This window comes from Streptomyces sp. NPDC091271 (genome assembly GCF_044757505.1).
In the GTDB taxonomy this organism is placed as follows: Bacteria; Actinomycetota; Actinomycetes; order Streptomycetales; family Streptomycetaceae; genus Streptomyces.
On sequence record NZ_JBIVVD010000006.1, the window covers coordinates 188,431 to 205,712 of the forward strand.

A 17,282-nucleotide genomic window follows, 5' to 3' on the forward strand; every position below is an offset into this window, starting at 1 on the left:
CATGACCGTCCTCGGCGCACGCGCTCTCAACCGCGCCACCCTCGCCCGCCAGTACCTGCTCGAGCGTGCCACCACACCGGTCCGGGAGGCAGTGGCGCACCTCGCGGGCCTCCAGGCCCAGGAACCGCAGGAGCCCTTCACCGGCCTGTGGACGAGGTTGCGCGCCTTCACACCGGACCGGCTCGACCAGGCATTGACGGAACGTCACGTCGTACGCACACACCTGATGCGGCGCACCGTCCACCTGGTCACCGACGACGACGCTCTCGCCTGGCGGTCCCGTCACGACGCCATGCTGCTCCAGCGGGTGAGGGGCACCTACCGGCTCGAACTCGCCGGCGTCGACCCCGGCGAAGTGGCCGCGGCCGGGCGGGCGGTCATGGCCGACGGCCGGCCCCGCACCATGGCCGAGCTCGTCCAGGCGCTCCAGGACCGCTGGCCCGGCCCACCGCGCCGCGCCCTGGGCGAGCTCGTCGTCGCCGCTCTCGTCCCGATGGCGCAGCTTCCCCCGCGCGGTCTGTGGAAGACGACGGCCGGCGTGCGGAACCTGCCCCTGGCCGCGTGGCTCGGACGTGATCCCGCCCCGCTGCCCGACGACGCCGACGACCCGGTCGGACAGCGGCTGGTGCGCCGCTACCTCGCCGCCTACGGGCCCGCCGCCACGGCGGACATCCGCTCATGGAGCGGTCTGGCCGGTCTCCCCGCGGCGGTGAAAGCCCTCCGGGACGAGCTGATCACCTTCCGGGACGAACGCGGGCGACTGCTCCTCGACCTGCCCGACGCACCGCGGCCGGCGCCGGACACACCCGCCCCCGTCCGGTTCCTCCCGGCCTTCGACAACGCGATCCTCGGCTACAGCGACCGCAGCCGCATCATCGACGACGCCGACCTCGGCCTGTCCGTCGCGGGGGAGCGTGCCGTGCTCGTCGACGGCCGCGTCGCCGCCACCTGGACGACGCACGGCCGGCGCCTCGGCATCACGCCCTTGCGGCCCCTCTCGCCCCAGGAGCGGGAAGCCGTCGAGGAGGAGGGCCACGGGCTCGCCGCCTTCCTCGACGAGGGCATCGACCGCGTCGCGATCACACCCGGCTGAGCCGTCGTCCACGACAGGGAGGCTCCGGGGTCAGCGCCGGCCGTGGGCGCGTGCGGGGAGGTTCCCCGTACGCGCCCCCGCCGCTGCCGGTGCGGGCCGCGCTGTCCGAGGTGTTCCAGCCGGCTGTGTTCCCTGCGCCGAGGCCTGCCTCACCGTGCCGCGTCCAGCCAGGGCCTGCGGCCGGGGCCCGTCGGGTGGGTGCCCGTGACTCCCATGACGACCGAGTAGAGGCTGGTCTCCGCGGTGATGAAGAGGCGGTTGCGCTTGGCGCCGCCCCAGGAGATGTTGGCCACCGCCTCCGGGACGACGAGCCGTCCGATCAGCGTGCCGTCCGGGTCGTAGCAGTGCACCCCGTCGTCCATGGCCGCCACCCAGAGCCGACCGCCGTCGTCGAAGCGGAGGTTGTCGAAGCGGGCGGCCCCCCTGGCCGCGGCCTCGGCGAAGATCTCACCGTCCGAGAGCGTGCCGTCGTCCCGTACGTCGAAGACCCGGACGAAGCCCGCGCGGGTGTCGGAGACGAACAGCTGCTGCTCGTCCGCCGAGAAGACGAGCCCGTTCGGTGCGCCGAAGCAGTCGGCGACCAGGCGCACTTCGCCGGTGGACGGATCGACGCGGTAGACGTTGTTGGAGCCGATCTCGCTCTCCGCGCGGTAGCCCTCGTAGTCGCTGGTGATGCCGAAGTCCGGGTCGGAGAACCAGATCGAGCCGTCGGACTTCACGGTGGCGTCGTTGGGACTGTTCAGACGCCGGCCCTGCCAGCGGTCCGCGAGCACGGTCACCGTGCCGTCGTGTTCGGTCCGTGTCACCCGCCGGTTGCCCTGCTCGCAGGTGACGAGCCGCCCCTCGCGGTCGAGGGTGTTGCCGTTGGTGTGCCCCGCCGTACGGCGGAAGACGCTCACGGCGCCCGTCTCCTCCTCCCAGCGCAGCAGCCGGTCGTTCGGGATGTCGCTCCAGATCAGGTGGCGCCAGGCGGGCACGTACACCGGGCCTTCGGCCCAGCGGCAGCCGGTGTGGAGGACCTCGAGGGCGTCGTCGCCGTTCATGCACCGCCCCGCACGGAACCGGTCGTCGAAGCTCTCGTACAGCCCGGGGTGCTCGCTGGTCATGGACATCCATCCCTTCGGCAGACGCCGAACGCTTCGGCTCCGTCGAAGGTTGCTGGATGCCGGGGCCGAAGATCAAGGGGAGACCTTCACCACATCGGGCCCGGTCCGGGGATGCGGAGGCGGCGGTCGTCTGTTGGCGACGGGTGGACCTGCCCCCACCCTTCGAACAGGACACGCAGTGACAGACGAGAATGCCCGCCGAGCAGCAGCCGCCCTCTCCCGCCCGTTCGCGGTCCGCGGCCTGACCTCGCGCAACCGGATCGCCATGGCACCCATGACCAGGCAGTTCTCCCCGAACGGTGTTCCGGGCCAGGACGTGGCGGACTACTACGCACGCCGCGCCGCGGGCGGCGTGGGGCTGATCATCACCGAGGGCACCTACGTCGACCACGCCTCCGCCGGCACCAGCGGCCGCATCCCGTTGTTCCACGGCGAGGACGCGTTCGCGGGCTGGGCGGGTGTCGTGGACTCCGTGCACCGCGAGGGCGGCGCGATCATCCCGCAGCTCTGGCACGTGGGCGTCACGCGCGACGAGGGCGCCCCGCCGGTGGCGGAGGCGGAGCCGGTCGGCCCGTCGGGCGTGACCCTGGCGGGCGACCCCAAGGGGCGCGCGATGACGCAGAAGGACCTCGACGACGTCATCGCCGCGTTCGCCGACGCGGCGGCGAACGCGGAGCGTCTCGGTTTCGACGGCGTCGAACTGCACGGTGCGCACGGCTACTTGATCGACCAGTTCCTCTGGGAGGGCAGCAACCGCCGCACCGACGCGTACGGCGGCGACATCGTCGCGCGCACCCGTTTCGCGGCGGAGATCGTGGCGGCGTGCCGCGCGGCCGTGTCCGACGCCTTCCCGCTCTTCTTCCGCATGTCCCAGTGGAAGATGGACGCCTACGAGGCGAAGCTCGCCCGGACCCCCGAGGAGCTGGAGACCATCCTGACGCCGCTGGCCGAAGCCGGTGTCGACGTCTTCCACGCCTCCACCCGCCGCTACTGGCTGCCGGAGTTCGACGACTCCGACCTGAACCTCGCCGGATGGGTGAAGAAGATCAGCGGCAGGCCGACGGTCACCGTCGGCTCGGTCGGCCTGGACGGTGACTTCTTCAGCGCCTTCCAGGGCAACAGCTCCTCGGTCACCGGCGTCGACCAGCTGCTGGACCGGCTGGAGCGCGACGAGTTCGACATGGTCGCCGTCGGCCGTGCGCTGATCGCCGACCCGGAGTGGGCCGCGAAGACCCTGCGGGGGCGTACGGAGGACATCACGCCGTTCGGGGCGGAGATGCTGAAGACCCTGCACTGACCGGGCGGGGCCAGCCGTGGCAGGGCCGGGCTCAGAGCGGCAGGTCGTCCGGCACGATACGGAACGCCTTGTGGCGGCCCAGCGGACGCACGGCGCGGAAGTCGCGGCGGTCCAGAGTGAGGATCGCGTCGGTGTCGTAGTCGGCGGCCAGGGACACGTTCACCGCGTCGGCGAGGTCGAGGTCGAGCGCTTCGTAACGGGCTCGCACCGGCTGGGCGACGCCGAGGTGGTCCTCGGTGATCTCCGGCACCGAGACCCGGCCGCGGCGCATCCAGCCCCGGATGTCGTCGATCGCACTCACCGCGGCCGTACGACCCAGCTCCCTCGTTCCTGTGCTCCCCCGCCGGTGCGGCGGGGGAGCACAGGGTTCAGCGCAGGAGGCGCAGCGGCACGGCCGCGGCCATCGCCTCGGCCCCGGCGTCGTTGGGGTGGAGGCCGTCGCCGCTGTCGTAGCGGGCGAGGAGGCGCTGCGGGTCGGACGGGTCGCGCAGCGCCTTGTCGAAGTCGACCACCCCGTCGTACTCGCCGCCGGTGCGGATCCAGCGGTTGAGGGTCTGCCGGGCAGCCTCGTTCTCCGGGCTGTAGAAGCCCAGGGTGTCGCCCTTGAAGGGCAGGACCGTGCCGCCGTAGGCCTTCAGGCCCAGGTCGTGGGCGCGGGCGATGATCTGGCGGTGGGCCTCGATGAGTTCTGCCGCCGTGACCCGTTCCGACTCGGGGGCGACGGTGCCGGGGTGGCCGAGGTCGTTCACGCCGAGGAGCACGATCAGGTGCTCGGCGCCGGGCTGGGACGCGACGTCACGGTCGAAGCGGCGCAGGGCGCTCTGCCCGAAGTACGCCGCGAAGTCCTCGGCGTCGGACCCGGCGGGCGGGTTGGGGTCGTGCAGGAGGCGGTTGCCGCCGATGCCCTCGTTGAGTACGCCCATGGCGTCCGGCCCGGCGGAGGCGCGCAGCCGGCCGGCGAGGAAGTCGGGCCAGCGGTGGTTGGCGTCGACGTCGGTGTCGGAGCCGTCGGTGATGGAGTCGCCGAGCGTGACCACGGCGGAGGAGGACCGGCCGGTGCTCACGCTCACGCCGGTCAGGAAGTACCAGCGTTCGATGGTCGCGGTCGGCTCGATGTCGGCACGGCCGGTGACGTTCCCGGCGGCCACGTGATTGTGCTGGAAGGCGGACGCGTGGAGCGTCGAGCCGCGGGTGGGCCCGGGCAGGTGGATGCTCACCACGAGGTCGGTCCCGGCGGGCACGCGCAGGGAGACCGGGTCGCTGAGGAGCGGGGCGCCCGCGGGGACGGTCACCGAGGTACGCCCACCGAAGGTGAGCGGCCGGTCGGTGCGCGGGTCGATACGGGAGGAGGGCCCGCCGGCCGCCGGGCGGGCGACACGGGCCTCACCGATGACCAGGGGCCCGCTGCCGAACTCGTTGGACAGCCGCACGCGGACCTGGTCGCCGCCGATGCTGGTGTGGACGGTCTGGCGGATCGTCTCGTTCTCGAACTCCGTGGTGTCCGAGGCCGGGGCGGTCGTGGGCCCGGCGGCCCATGTCCCGGTCCAGGAACGCGTGTTGTGGCCGGCCGACGCGGCCTCGGCGGACATGGCGGGTGCGGCCGCCGTCGCCAGGAGCAGCGCTCCGGTGAGTACGGCGACCAGGTGGCGGGCGGCCCGTAAGCCGGCGGGGCGGGCGGTGTCCGGGGTTGCCGGGAATCCTGCGGGGTGCGGTCTCATGGAGGCGTGTCTCCTGGGCTGGAGGGGCGGGATGCGGACGCCCCCTTGCCCGGAGGTGCCCGGGCGGCACCTCCGGACGGGGGTCCCGGCGCAGCGCCGCCTCCTCTTCCCTTGGTCGCCTCGCGGGACCGAAAAGTTTCGAACGGCGTGCGATCGGGCGAGCAGACGGTATGGATGCCCACAGCCCCGCGTCAAGAGGGCCCGCCGCCCCCGCACGGAGCGTCCCCGCCGTGATTCCGGACCGCCGGGGCCGGGCCCGGTGTACAGTTTTTGAGTCCTGTCGTCTCCGATAGAGGTGGACGTTGCGCATCTGAGGTCCGCGATCATCGCGCGGTACGGCCCCTGCCGTAGCCCGTCACGCCTTGTCGGCTTTCCGCCGCCGCGTGACCCACCGCGTGGATGCGACCTCGGTGCAGGATCCGTCCCCGGTATGCCCGGAGGACCGCACCCCTTTCTCTCCGGCCGGTCGCCGCGTGGTGCTCGCACACGAAGCCCCTGTTCACACGCTTGCGACTGCGAGGACCACATGACCCACCCCCTTACGCCCGCCGTCTCCCTCAGCTGCTCCGCCCTGTCCTTCCGCTGGGCGGACGGCACGGAGGTCTTCGAGGGGCTGTCCCTCAGCGTCCCCCGGGGCCGCACCGGGCTCGTCGGGACCAACGGCTCCGGGAAGTCCACCCTGCTGCGGCTGCTGGCGGGCCGGCTGAAGCCCTCCGCCGGCTCGGTGACCGTCGGCGGGCACCTCGCCTACCTCCCGCAGAACCTCACCCTCGACACGGACCTCCGCGTCGAGGACGCCCTCGGCATCACCGAGCGGCGTACGGCGCTGCGCGCGATCGAGGCCGGCGACGTCGCCGAGAAGCACTTCGAGACCGTCGGCGACGACTGGGACGTCGAGGAGCGGGCCCTGGCGACCCTGGGGTCCCTCGGCCTCGGCGACATCGGTCTCGACCGCACCGTGGGACAGCTGTCCGGTGGCGAGACCGTGCTGCTCCGGCTGGCCGCGCTCCTGCTGGAACGCCCCGACGTCCTGCTGCTCGACGAGCCGACCAACAACCTCGACGTCTTCGCGCGACGCCGGCTGTACGACGCCGTCGAGTCCTGGCGCTCCGGAGTGCTCCTCGTGGTCAGCCACGACCGTGACCTGCTGGAACGCGTTGACCGCATCGCCGATCTGCGGGCCGGTGCGGTGAGTTGGTACGGCGGCGGCTGGTCCGCCTACGAGGAGGCGCTGGCCACCCAGCAGGAGGCGGCCGGGCGCATGGTGCGGGCCGCCGAGTCCGACGTACGCCGTCAGAAGCGTGAGCTGGAGGAGGCCCAGATCAAGGTCGCCCGCCGCCAGCGGCACAACAAGAAGATGGATGCCCAGCGGCGCGCTCCCCGCATCGTCGCGGGTGCGCACAAGAGGTCCTCCCAGGAGGCGGCCGGCAAGCTCCACGGTCTGCACGAGGACCGGCTCCAGGAGGCGCGGGAGCGGCTCGACACGGCGTCGGACGCGATCCGGGAGGACGCCGAGATCCGGGTGCGGCTGCCGCACACCGCCGTCCCGGCGGGCCGCACGGTCCTGAGCGCGCAGGGCCTGCGTCCCCGCTTCGGTGCCCTGCGCGACGGTGAACTCCACGTCCGGGGGCCGGAACGCATCGCGCTCATCGGGCGGAACGGGGCGGGCAAGACGACGCTGCTGCGCACCCTCACCGGGGAGCTGGCGCCGGAGGCCGGCGAGGCCAGGGCACATGTGCCGCTGCGTTTCCTTCCGCAGCGGCTGGACGTGCTGGACGACGGGCTGAGCGTCGCCGCGAACGTGGCCCGCGCGGCGCCCGGGACCACCGACAACGAGATCCGCTCCCAGCTCGCCCGCTTCCTGTTCAAGGGGGCACGCGCCGAGCAGCCGGCGGGCACCCTCTCCGGCGGCGAACGCTTCCGCGCGGCGCTCGCGGCGACGATGCTCGCCACACCCGCCCCGCAGCTGCTGATGCTGGACGAGCCGACCAACAACCTGGACCTGGCGAGCGTGCGGCAGCTGACGAGCGCCCTGGAGTCCTACGAGGGCGCGCTGATGATCGCGGGCCACGATCTGGCGTTCCTGGATTCGGTCGGGATCACCCGCTGGCTGCTCGTGGGCGAGGAGCTCACCGAGCTGAGCGCCGAGGAGGTGCGCGAGCTGCTCGGCACGCCCGACGCGATCGGGTGACCGGTGGTGTACTGGAAGGGTGCGGGCCGCGCTCCCGGGCCCGCCCCAGGCATCACCGGCTACTGATCCGGATCCCGTCATGCACCGTCCTCAAGGATTCCGATTCCGAGGCGTTTCCCGGGCCCTCGCGGGCGCGGCCGTCGCCCTGGTGGCGGCCGGAGGGCCGGCGGTGGCCGCCGCCGGCCCTCCGGCCGCGCCTGCGGCAGCGCCGGCCGTCGCGGGCCTGTCCGCCGGGGCCCCGGCCGACCGGACCGATCCGCGCACGGCGACCGCAGAGCTCACCGTCCCGGCGATCGGACTGACGGAACTGCGCGTGGTGCCGTACGAGGGGACGACGGACGACGGGCCCGGGACCCGCGTCCAGGACCGCGGTGCGGCCGCCAGCCCGTACGGCGAGGACGGCGGCGTCGGACCCGGCGAGACCGGGAACTACCTCGTGACGGCCCACCGGCTCTCCGCCGGGGGCCCGTTCCGCGATCTGCCGTCGCTGGAGAAGGGCGACAAGGTCCTGGTCACGGAGGGCTCCACGGTGTACGAGTACCGAATCACGGAGACCAGGGAGACGTCCTTCCGGTCCGAGCGCTCGCTGGCCGAACAGCGTGCCGAGGTGCCGGGCGAGCCGGGGGAGAAGCCGACCCGGCCGATGATCACCCTGTCCACCTGCGCGACCCCGGAGGACGACGCGGCCGGGAACTTCTGGCGCGACGTCCACCACAATCCGGAGCACCGCATCGACAAGATCGGCGTACTGGTCTCCTCCCGGCCCGCGTGAACGGCGCCCCCGCCCGCGTGAACCTGCCCTTCACCAGCCGCCGGGCGTGTCCTCGGGCAGCTCCAGCCACCGCGCCGTACCCGGCTCGATGATGTGGGCGCTGCCGTCCAGCTTCACCCGGACCCCCGGCCGTTCCGAGTCCGGTACGGCGATCCGGAGGCTCTCGGCGCGGATGCGCAGGTCCACGTCCCAGTGCCGCCGGAAGCGGAGCCTCACACGGAACTTGGAGAGCTGGGGCAGCGTGGCCGGCGCGAGCCACAGGGCGTCCTCGCGGGTGTCCAGGCCCGTCATGCCGCGCTGCACGAAGTCGAGGGTGCCGGCCATCGCGCCCAGGTGGATGCCCTCCTCCGTCGTACCGCCCTGGATGTCGGCCACGTCGCCGATCAGCGCCTCCTCGCAGTACGCCCAGGCGTCGTCGCGGTGGACGCGCGCCAGCACCCAGGCGTGGACGAGGGAGCTGAGGGTGGAGCCGTGGCTCGTACGGCCCACGTAGTAGTCGACGGTGGCCCGCCAGGTCTCGTCGTCGAGGGTGTGGCCGAGCCGGCCGAACAGCGCGACGAGTTCCTTGGGTGAGAAGAGGTAGCCGAGCATCAGCACGTCGGCCTGCTTGGACGCCTGGTAGCGGTTGACGGTGTCGCCCTCCGCCTCCAGGATCCGGTCGAGCCGCCGGATGTCCCCGTACCGCTGCCGGTAGCCGTCCCAGTCCAGCTCCGCCAGGTCGCCGTAGCCGGCGAACTGGCTGATGACACCCCCGTGGTGGGGAACGTACAGCCGCCGGGAGATGTCGTCCCAGCGTTCCAGCTCCGACGGGTCGAGACGGATCAGGTCGAGGAGCTGCCGGCACCGGCTCCGGGGCAGAGTGCGGCAGAGCTCACCGGCCCGGGCCAGCACCCAGGCCGCCGTCACGTTCGTGTACGTGTTGTCGTCGAGCCCCGCGGCCTCGGAATCCGGATAGGCGTCGTGGTACTCGTCCGGCCCGACGACTCCCCGGATGCGGTACCTCGCGAGGGCGTCGTCCCACTCGGCACTGTCCGCCCAGAAGCGGGCGATCTGCATCAGCATCTCGGCGCCCTTGGAGTAGAGGTACTCCGTGTCGCCGGTGGCCTGGCAGTACTGCCACACGTTGTACGCCACCGCCGAACCGACATGGTGCTGCAGCCGTGAGCGGTCGGGCAGCCAGCGTCCCGAGCGGGGGTTGAGGTGGACCTCCTGGGTCTCCTCGCGCCCCTCGTCGGCGCTCTGCCACGGATACATCGCTCCCGCCCTGCCCACCGCTCGCGCGGCGGCGCAGGCCGCGGGGAGCCGCCGGTGGCGGTAGTCGAGCAACCCCCTGGAGACCTCGGGGAGATGCAGATTCAGGAAGGGCAGGACGAAGAGCTCGTCCCAGAAGACATGCCCCCGGTACGCCTCGCCGTGCAGCCCCCTGGCCGGCACCCCGACGTCGAGCTCGGCGGTGTGCGGGGACAGGGTCTGGAGCACGTGGAAGAGGTGCAGCCGCAGGATGTGCCCCGGCTCGCCCGGCACCTCCAGCTTCACCTGCTGCCAGAGGTCCGCCCAGGCCCGGCGGTGCGAGGCCCGCAGCCGGACGTACGCCGGAGCCTCGCCCACCGCGGACACGGCGGCCCGCAGCGGGCTGCCGATGGCCGGGTCGCGGGAGGTGTAGAGGCCGACCGTCTTGTCGACGACGGCGCCGGAGTCCGGGGCGAGCGGGAGGAGCAGCGTCTGGTGGACCGCGCGGGGCTGCTGCTCCGGTTCGGCCCGGTGGTCGCCGTTCCGTTCCGGGCCGCAGGAGGCCACGGTGCGGGCGGCCAGGGCGACGCCGATGTCCGACTCCACCGTGCGGCAGCGCAGCCACACCATGGAGCCGGGCTCCGTGCCCGTCTCCCAGCCGGTGAGGTGGCGGTCGGCCAGGTCGCGGTAGCGCGCGACGCCGTTGTTACGGATGTCCCCGTCGATCCCGGCCTCCACCTCCAGCTCGCCCGACCAGCCCTCCGCGGTGAACACCGTGTGCAGCGCGGCGAGATGGGGGTTGCCCATGTGCACCAGGCGCTCCTGCTCCACCGTCAGCCGGCGGCCGGCCCTGTCCTCGTACACCGAGCGGCGGGTCAGTGTCCCGCCGCGCAGGTCGAGCGCCTGACGGTGGTCGACGAGGTGGGCGTGGTCGGGGGTCAGCCACGGGCCGGGGCGGGAACCGGCGGGACGGATGCGGTAGCGCAGCGGAAGCCAGTTGGGGAGGTTGACCATGTCCTCGTTCTCGACCTGCCGCCCCTGGACGGAGGAGGTCAGCCTGTTGTAGCAGCCCGCGACGTACGTACCCGGGTAGTGCGTCTCCCCCGCCGGGGTCTCGGGCGCGGCTCCGCGGGTGGCGAAGTAGCCGTTGCCGAGGGTGCACAGCGCTTCGCGCAGGCGTTCCTTCTCCGGGTCGTACCCCTCGTACGCCCAGATCCAGCCGCGCGCCATCAGTCCACCCCGTTGATCAGCAGGTCTCCCGGATCGGCCACCACGAGGTCCGCGCCGTGACGGCGCAGGTCGGCGGCTCCCTCCGGGCTGTCCGTCCGGTCGACCCCGACGACGAGCCCGAAGCCGCCCCGCCGGCCCGCTTCCACCCCGGCCAGGGCGTCCTCCACGACGGCGGTGTCCCCGGGCGGGACGCCCAGCCGCCGTGCCGTCTCGGTGAACAGGGCGGGGTCCGGTTTGCCGGGCAGTCCGAGGCGGCGCGCGTCGTTGCCGTCGACGACCGCCGTGAACAGGTCCAGCAGACCGGCCCCGGCCAGCAGCTCGGTCGCATGCCGGGACGCCGACGCGGCGGCGAACGGCACCCGCGCTTCGTGCAGCACGCGCAGGAGGCGGACCGTCCCCGGCCAGACCTCGATCGGACGGTCGCGCAGGCGCAGGGTGAACGCCTGGTCCTTGCGCGCGGCGACCGCCCGCACGGTCCCGGTGCCCGGGGGGTCGTCGGGGCTGCCTTCGGGGAGGTCGAGGCCCCTGGACGCGAGGAACGCGGCGGCACCGTCCATGCGCGCCTTCCCGTCGACGTAGCGCCGGTAGTCGACCTCCTCGTCGAAGGGCCGCTGACCTTCGGCGGTGGCCAGGCAGGCGTCGAACGCCTGTTTCCAGGCCGCGGCGTGCGCCGGAGCGGAGTCGGTGATCACGCCGTCCGTGTCGAAGACGACGGCGTGCACGGAGAGCAGGACTGCGGCCGGTGACGCTGCACGTGCCATGCCCGGTGGTCCCTTCGTCGAGGCGTCTCCCCGTTCCATGGCACCAGGTTCCGGCCCGGACCGCTCCTCGTGACCGGCTTGGCAAAAAGTCGGAAAAGTTTCTACATGTCCTTTTCGGGGCTACCGTAAAAGCATGGCCAGAACCGAGCGTCAGACCGACCGGCAGGCGGACTACGTGTGTCCGGCCTGCAAGCAGCCCGTCGAGACAGTCCTGGCTCGGCACAAGACACTCGGCATCTTCGTCCCGCACTGGGGAGCCGGGCCGTGTCACAACCCCGAGTGCCACAGCTACGAGGCGAAGTCCGAGGGCACCTCCGACACCACCCGGGGGCTGGGGCCCGTCGGGCGGTGAGGGGCGTCCCGGCTCAGGACCAGGTCTGGTTCGGGCCGCCCGAGCAGGGGAAGAGCACCGCCGGGGTGCCGTTCGCCGTGTCCGCCTGATAGATGTCCACGCACTTGCTCGCGATCCCGGCGACCAGGTCCTGCGTGGAGTTGAGCGTGAACTGCTGGGCCGGGTTGCCACTGCAGTACGCCACCTGGATCGCCGTGAGGTCCTCCGTCGAGGCCCAGGCGACGTCCATGCACATGTTCAGGGCGCGCACGGTGCCGTCGGACCTGAAGTCCCAGCGCTGGGAGGCTGATCCGTCGCAGGTCCACAGCTCGAGCTGGGTGCCGTCCTTGCCGGAACCCGCGCTCAGGCATTTGCCGGACTGGGCACTGACCAGGGGGCGTCCGGGGTGGCGCGGCGCCGCCTTCTCGGTACCCGCCGCAGGCGCGGCCTTCCGCGTGGCGGCGGGCTTCTCCTTCTCCTTCACCTTCGCGGGCGCGGTGGACGCCGCGGGCGGCTCCGGGGACTTCGGGGCCGTCTTCTTGGGCTTCTCGGTGGCGGCTTCCGCCGATGGGGAGGCCGCGGGGGACGCGGAGGGGGACTCAGCGGTGAAGGCACCGGGCAGGCCGGTGGGGTCGTCGTGGAGCACGGTGCCTGTCGTGGCCGAGGTGACGAGACCGGCCGCCGCCTCGTCCCGGCCGCCGTCCGAGGCCAGCGCGAAGGGCAGGGCGACCAGGAGGGAGCCGACGATCGCGGCGGCGGCCAGCAGCGGCTTCTTCGGGCGCCCCGCGTGCGCCCCGTCCGCACCGGCGTCGGGTTCGTCGGGCGCGGCGGCCGCGGCGCTCGGAGACCCACCGGGCGTTGCGACTCCGGCCTCACCCGTGGCCGGGGGGCCACCCGCGGCCTCGCCCGTGGCCGGCCGGGAGCCGGCCGTCGTGGCCCCGGTCGTTGTGGCCCCGGACGTCGTGGGCCCGGACGTCGTGGGCCCGGACGTCGTCGGCTCCCCGCCGACCGCCGTGGCCTCGCCTGTCGTCGCGGCCGTCCCGGCTTCCGGTTCCGTGCTCCCTCCCCCGTGCGGGGCGGCGATTGGGCCGGGTGTCTGGGGGAGGGCGGCGGGGCCGCGCCGGGAACCGGCCGGGGCCAGGGCGCCGCTGGGCGCTCCGGTGCCCGCCGGGAGCGCGACCGCCTGGCGGACGGCAGGCGGACCGGCCGCGGCAGCGGATCCGGGGCCTTCGGGAGCCCGGGGAGCGGGCATCGGATCAACCTCCGTGGGGTGAGGGAACGCGGGCGCGGCCGGGGGCGGCCCGGTACGGGATCACGCGAACGACCACGCGTGGTCGTCCTGGGCGGAGCAGGTGAACACGGTCAGATGAGCGCCACGGCCGCCGGAGCCTCCCAAGCCGGAGACGTCCAGGCAGAGGCTGGAGCTCTTGTGGTTGCGGATCCAGAAGGAACCGTCGGCCCGCTTGTCCAGGAACCACATCTGGTTGTCACCCGCGCCGGGGTTGCAGTGCCATTCGAAGACGCCGGTACGGGAGGGCCGGGACCCGTAGTCCGGCAGGTCGAGGCAGTAGTCGTCCTTGGCGTTGCGGACCGTGAACAGGTCGGCGCCGCCAGGGCCCGCGCCCTTCTGGTTGACCACCAGGTCCCAGAGCTGGTTGTCCCGGCTGGACCCGTCGCAGGTGAACTGTTCGACCTTGCCGTTGAGCTTCCCCTTCCCGTAATTGGGGACATCGGCACAGAGCCCGGTCATCCGGTTCTTGATCAGAACGCCCGTCACCGTCGAGAACTGCGCCGCCGTGGGCAGCGCGCCCCCGGCCCGGACGGCCGCCCGGCGCACAGCGGCCTTGGACGGGGCCGGCTTCCCGGTGCTCTTCGCCTCCGTCTGCTTCCGCGCACCGCTCGTCGTGCCCTTCCCGCTGTCCTGCGTGACCGGCGCCGACGGCGACGGCCCGGCGGGCTTTTTCGGCGTGCCGGTGGGAGAAGGTGTCGCGGAGGGCGAGGCGGGCACGTAACTCCCCGCCGTGCGGCCGGTCTGCCCCTTGTCGAGCGGCATCACGTCGGACGAGACCGACGCGGCGGCGGGCCGGGTCCGGGTGTCGTCGTCGCTCATCCCCATGAAGAGGAGCGGTACGCCTATGAGGAGGCTGCCCCCGATGGCGGCGGCGGCCAGGAGCGGCTTGTTGGGCCGGGGGGACGGGGGTTCACCGGCGGCCGCCGTCGCCGCGGGCGGCTCGGTCATGCCACCGGACCCTGGCGCCACCGCGGCCGTGTGGTCCGGTTCGGCGGAGGGGGTGGCCGTCGTGGCACCGGCGGTGGTGGCGGTGGCGGAGGGCCCTGAACCGGTCTCCGGTTCGGACACGGTCGCGGGCGCCGGGGCGGTTCCCACGGCCCTCGCGCCCCCCTCCGCCTCTCCACCCGGCTCCTCGCCCGCCGGCCGGCCGGCCGCGGGGGTACGAGGAGTGAGTCCGGGGCCCACGGCGGTGCCGGAGACCTGGGGCAGAGCCGTGGCGCGGCGCACCGCAGGTTGCGTGGAGCCTTCTTCACGGGCCATCAGTCACTCTTTCCGTTGCTGTGGGGGAGGCCGACCGGTCCGGAGCAGCGGTCGGGCCAGGGGCCCGGGGCCGCTGCCGCGGGGCCACCGCTGAGCGCGGCGTCCAGCCGTGCGAGCGCGGCGTTGTCCTGGTCGACGAGCGGTGCCCCGCCGGAGGCGGACGCCGGTGGGATTCCAGGGAGTTCACGCAGAAGAATCAGAGCGGAGGCGGGGGACCCACTGTCCGGGCGGACGTCCAGGACCCGGAACACCGTCCCCGGTGGGAAGACCACTTCGTCGGTCCGGACGTCGTCCGCGGATCCGTCGAACAGCTGCCGTACCCGGCGCCCGGTGACCGACGAGACCAGGTAGCGCGCGCCGCCGGGCACCGGCTGGTCGCTGTCGGCCGGCAGGGCGCTGACCGGGCCGGCGTCCCTCAGCAGGCTCCCGGCCGCAGGGGTCTCCCCCGGGCCTGCGCCCCGCACGACGGCTCCCCGGAAGGCGGGCAGACGGCGCAGCCCCGACGCCACACAGGCGGCGTAGGGCAGGAGCCTCCCATCGCCCGTTCCGAGGGCGTGGCGCAGTGCGGCGTGGCTCAACGAACCTTCCGCTCCCCGGAGATAGAGCCGCAGGGCGATCAGGTCGGCCCGGGCCGCCTCCTGCTCCCGCCCGCGCAGCGCGGGCATGCGGGTGAGCATCCGGGCCACGGCGGCCCCGTAACGCTCCCACTCGCTCCCCGCGAGCTCCCGGAAGGCGGCTCGCTCCTCCTCCGTACTGCTGTATCCGGGGAGGAAGGGCGCCGGGGCGAAGGCTTCGGCGCCCCGGACGGCGCCGCTCGCCGTCGGAGCCACCGGTACGGGGTCCGGGTCCGAGGAGGTCGCGATCACCCTGGCGGGCGCGGTGGGCGGCTCGGCGGGCTCGGGCGCCGGAGGTGCGGGAGCTGGGGCGGCAGTCGCTGGGTCTGTGGACTCGCCCGGGGGCACGGTCACGCCCGACGCCTCCGCGGCGCCGGACGATCGCGCGGGGCCCGGCTCGCCGGCGCCGGGAGCTGTCCCGGTGGCCGCGCGGGGTTCCTCCGCCGTGACCGTGGCAGGCGTCGGCGCGGGAGCGGGCGAGGGGGGCGCCGGGGAGCCGGACACCGTGACCGGCTCGGGGCCGGCGTCCGGCTCAAGGAGCTGGGCCAGAGGGATCCGAGGGCCGGCTCCGCGCGGACGCGCGGCCGGAGCAAGCGCACGCGCGGGGGCGCGCGCGGGCACCGGCCCGGGAGCAGAAGCGGACGCAGAGGCAGAGGCGGACGCGGCCCCCGGAGCGGACGCAGAGGCGGAGGCAGACGCGGCCCCCGGAGCGGACGAAGCGGACCCCGGAGCCGACGCCGGCGCGGAGGCACGGGCAGGCGCAGAGGCCCGGGTGGGCGCAGAGGCCCGGACAGGCGCAGCGCCGGACGTGAGCCCCCGGGCCGGCCGGGCCCCCTGTGTCGCCGTCGCCGTCGCCGTGGAACCGGCGGGCGAGGCCGGCGCCGGTACGGCCGCCGCCGTGGAACGTCCCGCACGCCCCGCCCCCGGCACGGGGAGCGTCCCGAAGCGGAGGCTCCGCAGGTGATGGCGCCCGGCCAGACCCCGGAGTGCCTGGCCGCCGTCCACGCAGGTGCCGTGCACCATGAGCCGCGCACGGGCGCAGACATCCGGCCCGAGCGCGTCGAGCAGCCGGGACAGCTCCGGCCAGAGCGACGCGTCCAGCGGCTCGCCGGCTCTCCCCACCTCGATCACCGGGCCGTCGGCAGCCACCGGGCGCCCGGCGACCGCCACCGGGTCGCCGTCCGGGCCGCTGATCCACAGCCCCGCCCGCGTCACGGCGGCCTGCCAGCGGTCGGAGAGCGGCAGCACGCCCCGCTCCCCCCGCCCCCGGCCCGGCACCGGAGAGCTCCACCGCAGCAGCCGCGGTTCCTCCCCGGGGGGACACACGACCGCGTCCACGTACGGATGCCAGCGCGGGACCCCGTCGGCGTCGGCGATGGTGGCCCGTACGGCGTACCGGTCCGTCAGGCCGCCCGTGGGCAGCAGCGGCAGCCCGGTGTGGACGACGACATCGTGGCCGAGGGACCCGGCCAGGGAGCGGCCCGCGTCCAGCACGTCGCTCCGTCCCCCGGGGGCGATCCGGACCCGGGACCGCGCCGAGGCGGGCAGCGATCCGACGGCCTCGGCCACATCGGCGGGCAGGACGTCCTCCCCGTCCGGGACGCCGACCAGGACCAGCGGTCCGCTCCGGTCCACGGGTATCGCGTAACAGAGGTCCCCGAGGCGCGGAGCGAGCGCGTCCTTCGGCCGTACGAGCAGTCCGGCGGGTATCTGCTCGACCACGCATCCGCCCGCGGTGTTCTCCACCCGGGCCGGGGGCCCGGGCTGCCAGGCGGGGACGGGCTGACGAGGGCCGAGCGCGACGGGCTCCTCACCCGGCGCGAAGCGCCACCAGCCGCACACCGTACGGGAGTCGGGGCGCACCCCCGGGACGAAGAGCCCACCGCCCGGTACGACGAGGACGACGGCGTCGGGGGCGATGACCTCCAGCCCCCAGGCCTCCGCGATGCGGCGCGCCGGTGCCTCGCGGCCCGGCCGGTCGTCCCCGGCGCCGGACATGACCAGCCTGACGGACGTGACGTCCTCGTCGCGGAGGGAGTCCAGCAGGGCGGCGAGGCGCGGCCACAGGGCGTCCGCCGTCTCCTCCTCCGCCCCGGTCACCACGGTCACCGTGCCGTCGTCCGACGCCAGGGAACGAGCCAGGTCGCCGATGTCGGCGGTGGTGAGCGAGTCGTCCGTGGACGACCTGAGCAGCACGATCCCGTCGTACTCCTCCACGGCGAACACGGCGGTGCCGGCTGCCTCCGGGGTGCGGCCGTGAGCGGTCTCCCTCTTGCGCTTGAGGGACCATCGGCTCACAGCCCGGCTCCGGGATCGGTCATACGGTCCTCACGTGTCTACGCCTCGGCAACCACACCCGCCCCACATCACCCGAGTAGGCCCAACTGG

The 17,282-nt window shown here is 73.9% G+C and carries 12 protein-coding genes and 1 pseudogene; 5 read left to right on the top strand and 8 right to left on the bottom strand.

The features are described 5' to 3' along the window. Position 1 precedes the first annotated feature (1 nt). On the top strand, positions 2-1,093 hold the full coding sequence (locus ACIQM3_RS25020; protein ID WP_401627728.1) for a winged helix DNA-binding domain-containing protein: 1,092 nt from the start codon (positions 2-4) through the stop codon (positions 1,091-1,093). Positions 1,094-1,242: 149 nt separating this feature from the next. Here ACIQM3_RS25020 and ACIQM3_RS25025 read toward each other — a convergent pair whose 3' ends face one another. Further along, positions 1,243-2,199: an SMP-30/gluconolactonase/LRE family protein gene (locus ACIQM3_RS25025; protein ID WP_401627729.1), complete on the bottom strand. Its 957-nt coding sequence runs from the start codon at positions 2,197-2,199 to the stop codon at positions 1,243-1,245. A gap of 178 nt (positions 2,200-2,377) precedes the next feature. Between ACIQM3_RS25025 and ACIQM3_RS25030 the strand changes: the two genes are divergently transcribed. Next, on the top strand, positions 2,378-3,496 hold the full coding sequence (locus ACIQM3_RS25030) for an NADH:flavin oxidoreductase (protein ID WP_401627731.1): 1,119 nt from the start codon (positions 2,378-2,380) through the stop codon (positions 3,494-3,496). A gap of 31 nt (positions 3,497-3,527) precedes the next feature. Here the strand turns inward: ACIQM3_RS25030 and ACIQM3_RS25035 are convergent. After that, positions 3,528-3,824, bottom strand: a pseudogene (locus ACIQM3_RS25035) (VapC toxin family PIN domain ribonuclease); the annotation flags it as partial. A gap of 40 nt (positions 3,825-3,864) precedes the next feature. Further along, entirely contained in the window at positions 3,865-5,214 is a 1,350-nt protein-coding gene (locus ACIQM3_RS25040; protein ID WP_401627733.1) for an SGNH/GDSL hydrolase family protein, read from the bottom strand. Between the two features lie 526 nt (positions 5,215-5,740). On the opposite strand from ACIQM3_RS25040, the gene ACIQM3_RS25045 reads away from it, so the two are divergent. Beyond that, positions 5,741-7,405 (top strand): ABC-F family ATP-binding cassette domain-containing protein, encoded by a 1,665-nt coding sequence (locus tag ACIQM3_RS25045; protein ID WP_401627735.1) that lies wholly within the window; start codon positions 5,741-5,743, stop codon positions 7,403-7,405. A gap of 79 nt (positions 7,406-7,484) precedes the next feature. After that, entirely contained in the window at positions 7,485-8,177 is a 693-nt protein-coding gene (locus ACIQM3_RS25050; protein ID WP_401627737.1) for a class E sortase, read from the top strand. A 30-nt stretch (positions 8,178-8,207) separates the two neighbouring features. On the opposite strand, the gene ACIQM3_RS25055 is transcribed toward ACIQM3_RS25050, so the two are convergent. Further along, a complete protein-coding gene (locus tag ACIQM3_RS25055) occupies positions 8,208-10,637 on the bottom strand; it encodes a glycoside hydrolase family 65 protein (RefSeq protein WP_401627738.1) in 2,430 nt (809 codons plus the stop codon). Then, positions 10,637-11,398, bottom strand: coding sequence for an HAD family hydrolase (locus ACIQM3_RS25060; RefSeq protein ID WP_401627739.1), 762 nt, complete (start codon positions 11,396-11,398; stop codon positions 10,637-10,639). Before ACIQM3_RS25060 ends, ACIQM3_RS25055 begins: the two co-directional genes overlap by 1 nt. A gap of 133 nt (positions 11,399-11,531) precedes the next feature. Between ACIQM3_RS25060 and ACIQM3_RS25065 the strand changes: the two genes are divergently transcribed. Further along, a complete protein-coding gene (locus tag ACIQM3_RS25065) occupies positions 11,532-11,750 on the top strand; it encodes a hypothetical protein (RefSeq protein WP_401627740.1) in 219 nt (72 codons plus the stop codon). A 13-nt stretch (positions 11,751-11,763) separates the two neighbouring features. Here the strand turns inward: ACIQM3_RS25065 and ACIQM3_RS25070 are convergent, their stop codons facing one another. From ACIQM3_RS25070 to ACIQM3_RS25080, 3 genes are read right to left on the bottom strand one after another with little or no spacing between them, the layout of a single operon-like run. After that, positions 11,764-12,981, bottom strand: coding sequence for a ricin-type beta-trefoil lectin domain protein (locus ACIQM3_RS25070; RefSeq protein ID WP_401627742.1), 1,218 nt, complete (start codon positions 12,979-12,981; stop codon positions 11,764-11,766). A gap of 60 nt (positions 12,982-13,041) precedes the next feature. After that, positions 13,042-14,280, bottom strand: coding sequence for an RICIN domain-containing protein (locus tag ACIQM3_RS25075; RefSeq protein ID WP_401627744.1), 1,239 nt, complete (start codon positions 14,278-14,280; stop codon positions 13,042-13,044). Continuing rightward, positions 14,280-17,192 (bottom strand): hypothetical protein, encoded by a 2,913-nt coding sequence (locus ACIQM3_RS25080; protein ID WP_401627745.1) that lies wholly within the window; start codon positions 17,190-17,192, stop codon positions 14,280-14,282. Before ACIQM3_RS25080 ends, ACIQM3_RS25075 begins: the two co-directional genes overlap by 1 nt. Positions 17,193-17,282 lie beyond the last annotated feature (90 nt).